The organism is Mycolicibacterium palauense, from assembly GCF_002592005.1.
GTDB lineage: Bacteria > Actinomycetota > Actinomycetes > Mycobacteriales > Mycobacteriaceae > Mycobacterium > Mycobacterium palauense.
Map to the genome: position 1 here is coordinate 49514 of NZ_NVQF01000014.1, position 13374 is coordinate 62887.

The 13374-nt window shown below is 70.7% G+C and carries 10 protein-coding genes; 9 read left to right on the forward strand and 1 reads right to left on the reverse strand.

The window, feature by feature from the left end:
• The first annotated feature begins 38 nt into the window (after positions 1-38).
• Entirely contained in the window at positions 39-710 is a 672-nt protein-coding gene (locus CSR00_RS08210) for a TetR/AcrR family transcriptional regulator (protein ID WP_099021896.1), read from the forward strand.
• Complete coding sequence (locus CSR00_RS08215; RefSeq protein ID WP_099021897.1) at positions 707-1489, forward strand: enoyl-CoA hydratase/isomerase family protein; 783 nt, start codon at positions 707-709, stop codon at positions 1487-1489. The genes CSR00_RS08210 and CSR00_RS08215 overlap by 4 nt, the downstream gene beginning before the upstream one ends.
• Positions 1490-1507: 18 nt before the next feature.
• Here CSR00_RS08215 and panB read toward each other — a convergent pair whose 3' ends face one another.
• Entirely contained in the window at positions 1508-2359 is an 852-nt protein-coding gene (gene panB, locus CSR00_RS08220; RefSeq protein ID WP_099021898.1) for a 3-methyl-2-oxobutanoate hydroxymethyltransferase, read from the reverse strand.
• 163 nt (positions 2360-2522) lie between these two features.
• On the opposite strand from panB, the gene CSR00_RS08225 reads away from it, so the two are divergent.
• The 7 genes from CSR00_RS08225 (at position 2523) to CSR00_RS08255 (ending at position 13352) form a co-directional block, all read left to right on the forward strand.
• Complete coding sequence (locus tag CSR00_RS08225) at positions 2523-3926, forward strand: WS/DGAT/MGAT family O-acyltransferase (protein ID WP_099021935.1); 1404 nt, start codon at positions 2523-2525, stop codon at positions 3924-3926.
• 78 nt (positions 3927-4004) lie between these two features.
• A complete protein-coding gene (locus tag CSR00_RS08230; protein ID WP_218014442.1) occupies positions 4005-5540 on the forward strand; it encodes an alpha/beta hydrolase in 1536 nt (511 codons plus the stop codon).
• Between the two features lie 253 nt (positions 5541-5793).
• Entirely contained in the window at positions 5794-7272 is a 1479-nt protein-coding gene (locus CSR00_RS08235; protein WP_245905897.1) for an alpha/beta hydrolase, read from the forward strand.
• 79 nt (positions 7273-7351) lie between these two features.
• The gene (gene glnA / locus CSR00_RS08240) at positions 7352-8692 is read left to right on the forward strand and encodes a type I glutamate--ammonia ligase (protein WP_099021900.1); all 1341 of its coding nucleotides are present in this window, start codon (positions 7352-7354) and stop codon (positions 8690-8692) included.
• A 76-nt stretch (positions 8693-8768) separates the two neighbouring features.
• Entirely contained in the window at positions 8769-11738 is a 2970-nt protein-coding gene (locus tag CSR00_RS08245) for a bifunctional [glutamine synthetase] adenylyltransferase/[glutamine synthetase]-adenylyl-L-tyrosine phosphorylase (RefSeq protein ID WP_099021901.1), read from the forward strand.
• Positions 11739-11855: 117 nt separating this feature from the next.
• Positions 11856-12494, forward strand: coding sequence for a PaaI family thioesterase (locus CSR00_RS08250; protein WP_099021902.1), 639 nt, complete (start codon positions 11856-11858; stop codon positions 12492-12494).
• Positions 12495-13352: a TIGR03619 family F420-dependent LLM class oxidoreductase gene (locus tag CSR00_RS08255; RefSeq protein WP_099021903.1), complete on the forward strand. Its 858-nt coding sequence runs from the start codon at positions 12495-12497 to the stop codon at positions 13350-13352.
• Positions 13353-13374 lie beyond the last annotated feature (22 nt).

Genomic DNA, 13374 nt, shown 5'->3' on the forward strand with positions numbered 1-13374 from the left:
GCGCCACGGGGCGGCCGGTGATGGGGCAGGATTCCGCTATGAATCGCGATGGCCGCGGCCGCCCGAGACTGGTGCAGCCGCGCCGTCCGGGTGCCACCGCGCGCGAGGAGATCCTCGACGCGGCCGGCGAACTGTTCACCACCCAGGGGTATGCCAACACCTCGACGCGTGCGGTGGCCGACGCGGTCGGCATCCGGCAGGCATCGCTGTACCACCACTTCGCCACCAAGGACGACATCCTCGACGCGCTGCTGGCGCAGACGCTCGACGCGCCGTTGCGGCTGGCCGCCGAGCTGCTGGCCGAGGCCGGCTCACCGGCGCAACGCCTGCACATCCTGATCGTCTTCGACGCCGAGCAGCTGTGCCGCGGGCGCTGGAACCTGGGCGTGCTGTACCTGTTGCCGGAGCTGCGGGTGCCGCGCTTCGCGGAGTTCCGGCAGCGCCGCGAGCTGCTGCGCGGGCACTACCGGAGCCTGGCCGCCGCCGTGACCGCCGAGTGTGACGGCCCCCCGCACGCCGACGACCTGCCGTTCCGGCTGGTCGAATCGGTGGTCAACCGCCGCGCCGACGACGGCTTCTGCCTGCCGGAGGCGTGCTGGTCGGTCGGCGACGCCGCGCTGCGTCTGCTCGGTTACCAGGGGGACTTCCAGGCGCTGCGCCGGGGGACGGCCGACCGGCTGCAGTTGGCACCGGTTAACGTCACGTCATGACCGAGTACCAGACCCTGCTGTTCGACCAGTCCGGCCCCGTCACCCGCATCACGCTGAACCGCCCCGATGCCGCCAACGGGATGAACGACGTGATGACCCGCGAGCTGGCCGACGCGGCGGCCCGCTGCGACAGGTCCGACGCCAAGGTGGTGGTGCTCACCGGCGCGGGACGATTCTTCTGCGCCGGCGGCGATCTCAAGGCGATGGACGCCTCTCCGCTGGGCCCCGGGCCGTTCGTCAAGGGCATCGCCGACGACCTGCACCGGGCGATCTCGACGTTCGCACGGATGGACGCGGTGGTGATCACCGCGGTCAACGGGGTCGCCGCGGGCGCCGGATTCTCCCTGGCGATCGGTGGTGACCTGGTCCTCGCGGCGTCCTCGGCGTCGTTCACGATGGCCTACACCCGCGCCGGGCTCAGCCCCGACGGCAGCGCCTCCTACTACCTGCCGCGGATCGTCGGTGTGCGCCGGGCGGCCGACCTGATGCTGACCAACCGGCGCCTGGACGCGGCCGAGGCCGCGGGATGGGGACTGGTCAACGAGGTCGTCGACGACGCCGAACTCGGCTCCCGCACCGACGCGCTGGCCACCCAGATCGCCGGTGGCGCACTGGGTTCGCATTCCGCGGTGAAGAAGCTGCTGCTGGCCACGTTCGACAACGGCATCGAGACGCAGATGGAACTCGAGGGCCGGTTGATCGCCGCGAACGCCGATTCACCCGACGGTCGCGAGGGAATCGCGGCGTTCCTGGGCAAGCGGCCGCCGCAGTTCGGCTGACGCTGCCGCGGGCGGCCGCTAGAAGGAGTGCTCCTCGGCGGGGAAAGCGCCGCTGGCCACGTCTTCGGCGTACTGCGATGCTGCGCGGTGCAATTCGCCGCCCACCTCGCCGAAACGCTTGACGAACCGGGCGGTCTTGCCCGACGTCATGCCGGCCATGTCCTGCCACACCAGCACCTGCGCGTCGCAGTTGGGTCCGGCGCCGATCCCGACGGTCGGAATGGTGAGCTTGCCGGTGATCTGGGTGGCCAGCTCGGCGGGGACCATCTCCAGCACCACGGCCACCGCGCCGGCCTCGGCGACCGCGATCGCGTCGGCGATGGTCTGCTCGGCGGCGTCGCCACGGCCCTGGACGCGGAAACCGCCCAGCCCGTTGACGCTCTGCGGGGTGAAACCGATGTGCGCGACGACCGGGATGCCGGCCTGGGTCAGCGTGGCGATCTGCTCGGCGACGCGCTCGCCGCCCTCGAGCTTGACCGCGTGTGCGCCGGTCTCCTTCATGAACCGGGTCGCGGTGGCCAGGGCCTGGGCCGGCCCGGCCTCGTAGCTGCCGAACGGCATGTCGGCGACCACGAGCGCGTGCGGGGCGCCCTTGACCACCGCGCGCGCCAACGGGATCAGCTCGTCGATGGACACCGGCACGGTGGTGTCGTAGCCGTAGACGACGTTGGCCGCCGAGTCGCCGACCAGCAGCACCGGAATGCCGGCGTCGTCGAAGACCCGGGCGGTCGAGTAGTCGTAGGCGGTGAGCATGGCCCACTTGTGGCCTTCGCTCTTCCACTTCTGCAGATGATGGGTACGTACTTTGGTGCGCGGCTTGTTCTGCTCGTTCGCCGACGGGGCAGCACCGTACAAAGCCTGCTCAGACATCGTTGTCCCTCATTGTTTTCGTCGGGTCGATCCTCGTGGCCCGAATGACGGGTCCCCGGGTTCGCATTCCGTTCTCCAGTCTGCCATCACGCGTCACCCGAAATGAACTCCCAGTTAAGTGGAGTTCCTCACACGCCCCGAGGTGCGGACATACCATCGCGGCATGCCCGCCTACCAGAGGCTCAGCGGCCTCGACGCCAGCTTCCTGTACCTGGAGACCCCGTCCCAGCCCCTGCACGTCTGTTCGGTCCTGGAACTGGACACCACCACCATCCCCGGCGGGTACACCTTTGCCCGCCTGCGCGACGAACTGCTGCTGCGAATCAAGGCGATGCCCGAGTTCCGCGAGAAGCTGATGAACAGCCCGCTGAACCTCGATCACCCGGTCTGGGTGGAGGACAAGGACTTTGACGTCGACCGGCACCTGCACCGGATCGGTCTGCCGGCGCCGGGCGGGCATGCCGAGCTCGCCGAGATCTGCGGGCACATCGCAGGCCTGCCGCTCGACCGCAGCCGGCCGCTGTGGGAGACCTGGGTGATCGAGGGACTCGGCGGTTCCGATCCACAGTCCGGCGGCCGGCTGGCGGTGATGACCAAGGTGCACCACGCCGCCGTCGACGGCGTCACCGGAGCCAACCTGATGTCGCGGCTGTGCAGCACCGAACCCGACGCCCCGCCGCCGGAGCCCGTCGAGGGGGCCGGCAGCGCCAACGAGTGGGAGATGGCCGCGCGCGGCCTGGTGAAGTTCGCCGCACGCCCGCTGCACCTGGCCACCAAGGTGCTGCCCGCGACGGTCAGCAGCGTGGTCAACACCGTCCGCCGGGCCGCCAGCGGAGCGGCGATGGCCAGCCCGTTCACGGCGCCGCAGACCCCGTTCAACGCCTCCATCACCAGCCACCGCAACGTCGGCTTCGCCCAGCTCGATCTCGCCGACGTCAAGACCGTCAAGAACCACTTCGGGGTCAAGGTCAACGACGTGGTGATGGCGCTGGTCGCCGGGGCGCTGCGCAAATACCTGATCGACCACGCGCAGCTGCCGGGCAGTTCCCTGGTGGCGATGGTGCCGGTGTCGGTGCACGACCGCTCCGACCGGCCGGGCCGCAACAAGGTGTCGGGGCTGTTCACCAGCCTGCACACCGAGATCGAGGATCCCGGCGAGCGGCTGACCGCGATCGCCGCGACCAGCACGGTGGCCAAGGACCACAGCTCGGCGATCGCGGCCACCCTGCTGCAGGACTGGTCGCAGTTCGCCGCCCCGGCGGTGTTCGGGGCCGCCATGCGGCTCTACGCCAACACCCGGCTGACCGAGGCCCGCCCCGTGCACAACCTGGTGGTCTCCAATGTGCCCGGCCCACAGGACCCGCTGTACTTCCTGGGCGCCGAGGTGCAGGCGATGTATCCGCTGGGGCCGGTGTTCCACGGCTCCGGGCTGAACATCACGGTGATGTCGCTGACCGGGAAACTCAACGTCGGCCTCATCTCCTGCCCGGAGCTGCTGCCCGATCTGGGCGCGATGGCCGACGACTTCGCTGCCGGGATGAAGGAGCTGCTGGCCGCCGCCCAGTGATCCCGGGACCCGAACCGGGGAAACGCGATGACCAGCGGTTCGACGGTTCGGCGCCCGGCCATGGCAGCATGTGTTGCCATGAGGCTGCTTTCTCGCCGGATGTTGCGCCGCACCGTGGTCGGCGCCTGCGTGCTCACGTTGGCCGTCGGTGCCGCCGGCTGCGCCCGGGTCGTCGAGGGCAGGGCGGTGATCGCCGGCCCGACCGTCGGCGCGCCCGTGCAGTGGGAACCCTGCAAGTTCGTCGGCGGGGCCGAGACCGAGCTGCCCGCCCCGGCCGACTGCGGGCGCATCGCGGTGCCGGTCGACTACGACAAGCCCGACGGTGACCTGATCGACCTCGCGCTGATCCGGTTCCCGGCGACCGGGGACAAGATCGGCTCGCTGGTGATCAACCCGGGCGGGCCGGGGGAGTCCGGCATCGAGGCCGCGATCGGGGTGGTCGAGACGCTGCCCGAGAAGGTGCGCGAACGCTTCGACCTGGTCGGCTTCGATCCGCGCGGTGTCGGATCCTCCACGCCGGCGCTGTGGTGCAACTCCGACGCCGACAACGACGAGATGCGCGCCGACCCGACGGTGGAATACACCCAGAAGGGTGTCGACCACATCGAGAGCGAGACCAAGAAGTTCGTGCAGCGCTGCGTCGACAAGATGGGCAAGGACTTCCTGGCCAACGTCGGAACGGCCAACGTGGCCAAGGATCTCGACCAGATCCGCGCCGCCCTGGGCGACGACAAGCTGACCTACCTGGGTTACTCCTACGGCACCCGCATCGGTTCGGCCTACGCCGAGGAGTTCCCGCAGAACGTGCGCGCGATGATCCTCGACGGCGCGGTCGACCCGAACGCCGACCCGATCGAAGCCGACATCAAGCAGGCCAAGGCGTTCCAGGAGGCCTTCGACGACTACGCCGCCGACTGTGCCAAGGACCCGTCCTGCCCGCTGGGCACCGATCCGGCGAAATCCGTTGACGTGTACAAGAGTCTGGTCGACCCGCTGGTCGAACACCCGGCGAAGACCAAGGACCCGCGCGGGCTGTCCTACAGCGACGCGATCGTCGGCACCATCATGGCGCTGTACTCACCCAACCTGTGGACGCATCTGACCACTGGGCTCACCGAGCTGCAGAACGGCCGCGGGGACACCATGCTGGCGCTGGCCGACATGTACATGCGCCGTGACGCGCAGGGGCACTACACCAACGCCACCGACGCGCGCATCGCGGTCAACTGTGTCGACGAGCCGGCGGTGACCGATCGCGCCAAGGTGGTCGACGAGGACCGCCGGATGCGCGAGGTCGCCCCGTTCATGAGCTACGGCGAGTTCACCGGCCTGGCCCCGATGCCGACCTGCGCCTTCTGGCCGGTGCCGCCGACCAGCGAGCCCCACGAGGTGTCGGTCAAGGACCTGCCCCCGCCGGTCATCGTGTCCACCACCGGGGACCCCGCCACGCCGTACCAGGCCGGGGTGGACCTGGCCAAACAGCTCGGTGGCGGGCTGCTGACCTTCGACGGCACCCAGCACACGGTGGTGTTCCAGGGCAACGCCTGCGTCGACAAGGTCGCCGCCGACTACCTGATCGACGGCACCATGCCGCCGCCCGGGGCCACCTGCTGATTCCGCGCTGACCGGCGCCCCGGGCCGCACCGAGACCGAGGCGTGACCATTCCGGAGCCGCGTTGCCATCCGCGGGTGCGACGATGACCGGAATGCGCGGCCCTCGTCGACGACGATGCGGGGCGAGGGACCAGCCCGGTGAGGAGTCGGAGAGATCAACACCACCTTCGCCGACGAGGCGGGCGAGGGACGAGCCCCGGCGGAAAGCCCACCGACACCCTTGAAACACTGCAGACGCCTGACGGCGCTGAGGGTGCTGGCCGGGCTCGCGGCGCTGCTCGCCGGTCTGCCGATCGCCGCCCCGGCGACGGCGGCGCCCACCAAACCCGCCGTCTCGCAGCCGGACTGGGGCGGCTGCGAGGAGTTCTTCGGCAACGACGCCGCCGCGGTGCCCCGCGCCGCCTGCGCGATGATCCCCGTCGAGGACCCCAGCGGTGCGCGCGCCGAGCTGGCCACCGTGCGCATCCCCGCGAACGGGCGGCGCCTGGGCGTGCTGTTCGTCAACCCCGGCGGTCCGGGCGCCTCGGCGGTCGACGCCGTGGCGGGCATGGGGGCGGCGCTGCAGGGCACCACGATCACCGAGCATTTCGACCTGGTCGGCTTCGACCCGCGCGGTGTCGGGCACTCCACGCCCGAACTGCGCTGCCGGACCGACGCCGAGCTGGACGCGTGGCGCCGCGAACCGATGGTGGACTTCAGCCCCGCCGGGGTCGCCCAGATCGAACGGCTCTATCAGGGCTTCGTCCAGCAGTGCTCCGAGCGGATGGGCGACGAGTTCCTTGCCGGGGCGGGCACCGAGGCGGTCGCCCGCGACATGGACACGGTGCGGCAGGTTCTCGGCGACGACCAGATCAACTATCTGGGTTTCAGCTACGGCACCGAGATCGGCGCGGCCTATCTGCAGCGCTACTCCGACCACGTGCGAGCGATGGTGCTCGACGGCGCCATCGACCCGAACGTGGGCCCGGTGGAGAAGAACATCCGCCAGATGGCCGGCTTCCAGACGGCGTTCAACGACTACGCCGCCGACTGCGCCCGCGCGGCCGGCTGTCCCCTGGGCCAGGATCCGGCGCAGTGGGTCAACCGCTACCACGACCTGATCAACCCCCTGGTGTACCGGCCCGGCGCCACCTCCGATGCCCGCGGCCTCAGCTATTCCGACGCCATCACCGGCACCGTCAACGCGCTCTACACCCAGCAATACTGGCCGTACCTGACCAGCGGGCTGCTGGGCCTGCAGCGCGGCACCGACGCCGGCGACCTGCTGCTGCTGGCCGACGAGTACTACGGCCGGGCCCCCGACGGCACCTACCGCAATCAGCAGGACGCGTTCAACGCGGTCCGCTGCGTCGACGCGCCGTCGCCGACCGACCCCGCGGTGTGGGCCGAGGCCGACCGCCGGATCCGCGAGGTGGCCCCGTTCGTGTCCTACGGCGCGTTCACCGGCTTCGCCCCGCGCGACATCTGTTCGTTCTGGCCCGTCCCGGCGACCTCGGTGCCCGCGCCGGCCACGCCCGCACCGCCCGGCAAGGTCGTCGTGGTGTCCACGACACACGACCCGGCCACGCCGTATCAGGCCGGTGTCGACCTCGCCCACGAACTCGACGCGCCGCTGATCACCTTCGAGGGCACCCAACACACCGCGGTGTTCAACGGCCACGAGTGCATCGACACCGCGATCGTCAATTACCTGGTCGACGGGGTGGTGCCGCCCGACGGGCTGCACTGTTAGCAGCGTCTCACCGACGCTCGTCGCCGTTGGCGACACGGTCGTAACACAGAATTAACAGCTGATGCATACGCTCGCGGGTATGGATCGACAGAAGGAATTCGTGCTGCGCACGCTGGAGGAACGGGACATCCGTTTTGTCCGGTTGTGGTTCACCGACGTGCTCGGATACCTGAAGTCAGTAGCCATCGCCCCGGCCGAACTGGAAGGGGCGTTCGAGGAGGGCATCGGCTTCGACGGATCCTCCATCGAGGGGTTCGCCCGGGTCTTCGAGTCCGACACCGTCGCGCGCCCGGACCCGTCGACGTTCCAGATCCTGCCCTGGACCACCAGCGGCGGCGACCATCACTCCGCGCGGATGTTCTGCGACATCACCATGCCCGACGGCTCGCCCTCCTGGGCGGACTCGCGCCACGTGCTGCGCCGCCAGCTGGCCAAGGCCAGCGATCTGGGTTTCTCCTGCTACGTGCACCCCGAGATCGAGTTCTTCCTGCTGCAGCCCGGCCCCTACGACGGGTCGGTGCCCGAGCCCTCCGACAACGGCGGCTACTTCGACCAGGCCGTCCACGATTCGGCCCCCAACTTCCGCCGGCACGCCATCGACGCGCTGGAATCCATGGGCATCTCGGTGGAGTTCAGCCACCACGAGGGCGCGCCCGGTCAGCAGGAGATCGACCTGCGCTACGCCGACGCGCTGTCGATGGCCGACAACGTGATGACGTTCCGCTACGTGGTCAAGGAGGTCGCCCTCGGCGAGGGGGTGCGGGCCTCGTTCATGCCCAAGCCGTTCAGCGAGTACGCCGGCTCGGCGATGCACACCCACATGAGCCTGTTCGAGGGCGAGACCAACGCCTTCCACAGCCCCGACGATCCGCTGCAGCTCTCCGACATCGGCAAGTCGTTCATCGCCGGCATCATCGAGCACGCCAGCGAGATCAGCGCCGTCACCAACCAGTGGGTCAACTCCTACAAGCGGCTGATCCACGGCGGGGAGGCCCCGACGGCGGCGTCCTGGGGTGCGGCCAACCGCTCGGCGCTGGTGCGGGTGCCGATGTACACGCCGAACAAGTCGTCGTCGCGGCGGGTCGAGGTGCGCAGCCCCGATTCGGCGTGCAACCCGTACCTCACGTTCGCCGTGCTCCTGGCGGCCGGGCTGCGCGGGGTGGAGAAGAACTACGTGCTGGGCCCGCAGGCCGAGGACAACGTGTGGACGTTGACGCCCGAGGAACGCCGCGCGATGGGCTACCGGGAACTGCCGTCCAGCCTCGGGCAGGCCCTGGAACACATGCAGGATTCCGAGCTGGTCGCCGAGGCGCTCGGCGAGCACGTGTTCGACTTCTTCCTGCGCAACAAGCGCAGCGAGTGGGAGAGCTACCGCAGCAACGTCACCCCCTTCGAGCTGAAGACCTACCTGGCGCTCTAGAACCGCGGAGCGACGCTGCCCGGGAAAGCCGCCGGGCATTGCCGATTCGCGATCAGGGTGCGTTAACGTTTCTGTCGTGCCGAAACCCGCGACGAAGCGTCCCACACTGCCCAGTGTCGGGCGACTGGGTCTCGTGGAGCCGCCGGCGCGCGCCGACCTGGCCCGCCTGGGGTGGGACACCGACGCCCACGTCGAGTTGCTCTGGTCGCTGTCGCGGGCCCCCGACGCCGACGCCGCCCTGCGCACCATGGTGCGCCTGGCCGACGCCCTCGGCTCGGGCTGGGACGAGCTGGCCACGGCGCTGCTGAAGGACAAGAGCCTGCGCGGGCGGCTGTTCGCGGTGCTCGGCTCGTCCCTGGCCCTGGGCGATCACCTGGTGGCCAACCCGGATTCGTGGCATCTGCTCCAGGGCAGGATCGCGCTGCCCACCGCCGAGGAGCTGCGCCGCGACTTCGTCGCCTGCGCCGAGGACACGCCCGTCAACGCGGTGCTGCCGGCCCTGCGGACGCGCTACCGCGACCGGGTGCTGGTGCTGGCCGCCCTGGACGTGGCGCCCACCGTGGAGAACGAGCCGGTGATGCCGTTCGTCACCGTCGGTGCGCAGCTGGCGGACCTGGCCGACGCCGCGCTGGCCGCCGCGTTGCGGGTGGCGGTGCGCATCGTCTGCAAGGAGGACACCGCGCCGCCCCGGCTGGCGGTGATCGCGATGGGCAAATGCGGTGCGCGGGAGCTGAACTACGTCAGCGACGTCGACGTCATCTTCGTCGCCGAGAAGGCCGACGCCGTCACCACCCGGGTGGCGGGGGAGATGATGCGCATCGGGTCGGAGACCTTCTTCGAGGTCGACGCCGCGCTGCGCCCGGAGGGCAAACACGGCCAGCTGGTGCGCACCCTGGACTCGCACATCGCCTACTACGAGCGCTGGGCCAAGACCTGGGAGTTCCAGGCCCTGCTCAAGGCGCGACCGGCCGCCGGTGACGCCGAGCTCGGCGAACAGTACATCGCGGCGGTGATGCCGATGGTGTGGACCGCCTGCGAGCGTGAGGATTTCGTGCCCGACGTACAGGCCATGCGCCGGCGGGTGGTCGAGAACGTGCCCGCCGACGTGCGCGAGCGCGAGATCAAGCTCGGTACCGGCGGCCTGCGAGACGTGGAGTTCACCGTGCAGCTGCTCCAGCTGGTGCACGGCCGCAACGACCCGTCGCTGCAGGTGGCCTCGACGGTGGACGCCCTGGCCGCCCTCGGCGACGCCGGCTACGTGGGCCGCGACGACGCGGCGAACATGACCGCGTCCTACGAGTTTCTGCGGCTGCTGGAGCACCGGCTGCAGCTGCAGCGGCTCAAGCGCACCCACCTGCTGCCCGCGCCCGACGACGACGAGTCGCTGCGCTGGCTGGCGCGGGCGGCCCACGTGCGCCCGGACGGCACCCACGACGCGCTCGGGGTGCTGCGGGAGGAGCTCAAACGGCAGAGCGTGCGGGTGTCGCGGCTGCACGCCAAGCTCTTCTATCAGCCGCTGCTGGAGTCGGTCGGGGCGACGCTGGACCTGGCGCCGGGCATGTCGACCGAGGCCGCCGAACGGCAGTTGGCCGCACTGAACTACCAGGCCCCCCGCAGCGCGCTGACCCACCTGGCGGCGCTGGCGAATCAGAGCGGCCGGCGCGGCCGGGTGCAGACCATCCTGTTGCCGACGCTGCTGGACTGGCTCTCCGACACTCCCGACCCCGACGCCGGGCTGCTGGCCTACCGCAAGCTCTCCGAGGCGATGGCCGTCGCCGACGAGCGCTGGTTCCTGGGGGCGCTGCGCGACGAGAGCGCGGTGGCCCGCCGGCTCATGCACGTGCTGGGCACCTCGGCGTTCGTCCCGGAGCTGCTGATGCGGGCGCCGGAGGTCATCCGCGCCTACGCCGACGGCCCCGGCGGCCCCAAGCTGCTGGACACCGCGCCCGAGGCGGTGGCCCGGTCGCTGGTCACCGCCGCCGGTCGCCACCGCGACCCGGTCAAGGCCATCGCCGCGGCCCGCACGCTGCGCCGCCGGGAGCTGGCCCGCATCGCCTCGGCCGACCTGCTCGGCATGCTCGACGTCCGCGCCGTCTGCAAGGCGCTGACCTCGGTGTGGGTGGCGGTGCTGCAGGCCGCGCTGAACGCGGTGATCCGCGCCAACACCCCCGAGGGCGAGGGCCCGCCGGCCTCGATCGCGGTGATCGGGATGGGCCGGCTCGGCGGGGGAGAACTCGGGTACGGATCCGACGCCGATGTGATGTTCGTGTGCGAGCCCGCCGAGGGTGTCGAGGAGGCGCGGGCGGTCAAGTGGTCGGTGCAGGTCGCCGAGCAGGTCCGCGCCCTGCTGGGCACGCCCAGCGCGGATCCGCCGCTGGAGGTCGACGCCAACCTGCGCCCGGAGGGCCGCAGCGGGCCGCTGGTGCGCACCCTGTCCTCCTATGCGACGTACTACCGCCAGTGGGCGCAGCCCTGGGAGGTCCAGGCGCTGTTGCGGGCGCACCGTGTCGCCGGCGATCTCGAGCTGGGCCGCCGGTTCCTGGTGATGATCGACGAGACGCGCTATCCGCCCGGCGGCGTGTCCGCCGAGGCGATGCAGGAGATCCGGCGGGTCAAGGCCCGCGTGGACGCCGAGCGGCTGCCCCGCGGCGCCGACCCGAACACCCACACCAAGCTGGGGCGCGGGGGGCTGGCCGACGTCGAGTGGACGGTGCAGCTGCTGCAGCTGCGCTTCGCCCACAAGATCCCGGCGCTGCACAACACCTCGACGCTGGAATCGCTGGACGCGATCGGGGCCGCCGAGCTGATCGCCGAGGGCGATGTGGAACTGCTGCGTGACGCGTGGTTGACCGCGACCCGGGCCCGCAACGCGCTGGTGCTGGTGCGCGGCAAGCCCACCGACCAGCTGCCCGGGCCGGGACGCTTCCTCAACGCCGTGGCGGTGGCCGCCGGCTGGCACAACGACGACGGCGGGGAGTTCCTGGACAACTACCTGCGGGTCACGCGTCGAGCGAAGAACGTGGTGCGCAAGGTCTTCGGGGGCTAGCGGGGGGTCGGGCCCGTCGGCGGACCTTGCGGATCCCGCCGTCGGCGGGGGCGACCGCGCGGCCCGGATCGCAACCCTGACGCTGTTTCATAGACGGTTTGATGCTATGAAGCTTGGATGCGCTTCACCTATGACGCGATCACCAGCGAGGAGGCCGCCCGGCAGCGGTCCGTCTACGAACCGCTGACGCTGGCGGTGCGCGACCTGCTCGACGCGACGATCCGCACCGAGGCAGAACCCGAGGTCATCGCCGAGGCGCAGCGCGCCATCGAACACGTCACCGCCACCCTGCGGGCCCGCCAGCTGCCGGGGCCCTTCGGGGTGCGGTTCACCACCGACGGCCAGGGCCAGTCGTGGGGGAACCCGGTGGTGGGGGTGCGCAACCCGATAGCGCCGCCGCTGGTGATCGAGCGCGACGGTCGGCGGTGCTGGTCGGACTTCGAGCTGGGCGCGGCCTACGAGGGACCGCCCGACCATGTGCACGGCGGCATCAGCGCGCTGATCCTCGACCACATCCTCGGCGAGGCCGCCAGCGCGGGGATGACCAAGCCGCTGTTCACCGGAACCATCACCCTGAAATACCTGCGCGGCACCCCGCTGGGACCGTTGCGGGCCGAGGCCTGGATCGACCGCGTCGAGGGCATCAAGACCTACGCCCGCGGCCACATCGTGAACGCCGAGGGGCCCACGGTGCAGGCCGAGGGCGTGTTCATCCAGCCGGCGTGGGCGCGCGAGGGCGAGGCGGGTGAGGCCTGAGTGAAGTTCTATGTCGGGACCGCGTTCATGGCGCCGCAGGAGGCCGTCGAGGTCGCCAGGGCGGCCGACGACCTGGGCTACGACGGCATCGCCATTCCCGACCACGTCGTCAACCTGGAGACGCTGAGCACGCCCTACCCGTACACCAAGGACGGCAAGCGGCGCTGGGAGCCGTTCACCGACTGGCCCGACCCGTGGGTGATGATCGGCGCGATCGCACTGGTCACCACGCGGCTGCGGTTCGTCACCACGGTCTACATCCCGGCGATGCGCAACCCGTACCTGGCCGCCAAGCAGATCGGCACCGCGGCGGCTCTGGCCGGGGGACGCCTGGAGCTCGGGATCGGCGTGGGCTGGTGTCGCGACGAGTTCGAGCTCATGGGACAGCGGTTCGACCAGCGCGGCCGGCGCACCGACGAGATGCTGGAGCTGATGAAGGCGCTGTGGCAGCCCGGCTGGACCGAGTTCGACGGCGAGTTCTACCGGACCCCCCGGCTGGAGATGGAGCCCACCCCGCCCCGCATCCCGGTCTACGTCGGCGGCCTCTCGGAGATCGCGCTGCGCCGCGCCGCGCGCCACGACGGCTGGATCGGTGACCTGATCACCACCGACCAGGCGATCGAGCGGATCGACCGGATCCGGGAGTTGCGCGCCGAAAAGGGTCTGACGATGCAGGATTTCACCGTCGTGACCCCGCTGGTCGACGCGTTCACCCCCGAGCACTACGCGCGCGCGGAGGCGGCCGGCATCACCGCGATCCTCACCGCCCCCTGGATGTTCTACTCCGGTGCCGACTGCACGCTGGCCGAGAAGATCGACGGGCTGCGCCGGTTCCGCACCGACATGGGGCTGGACTGAGCGCCCGCGGGCGCACCGGGAG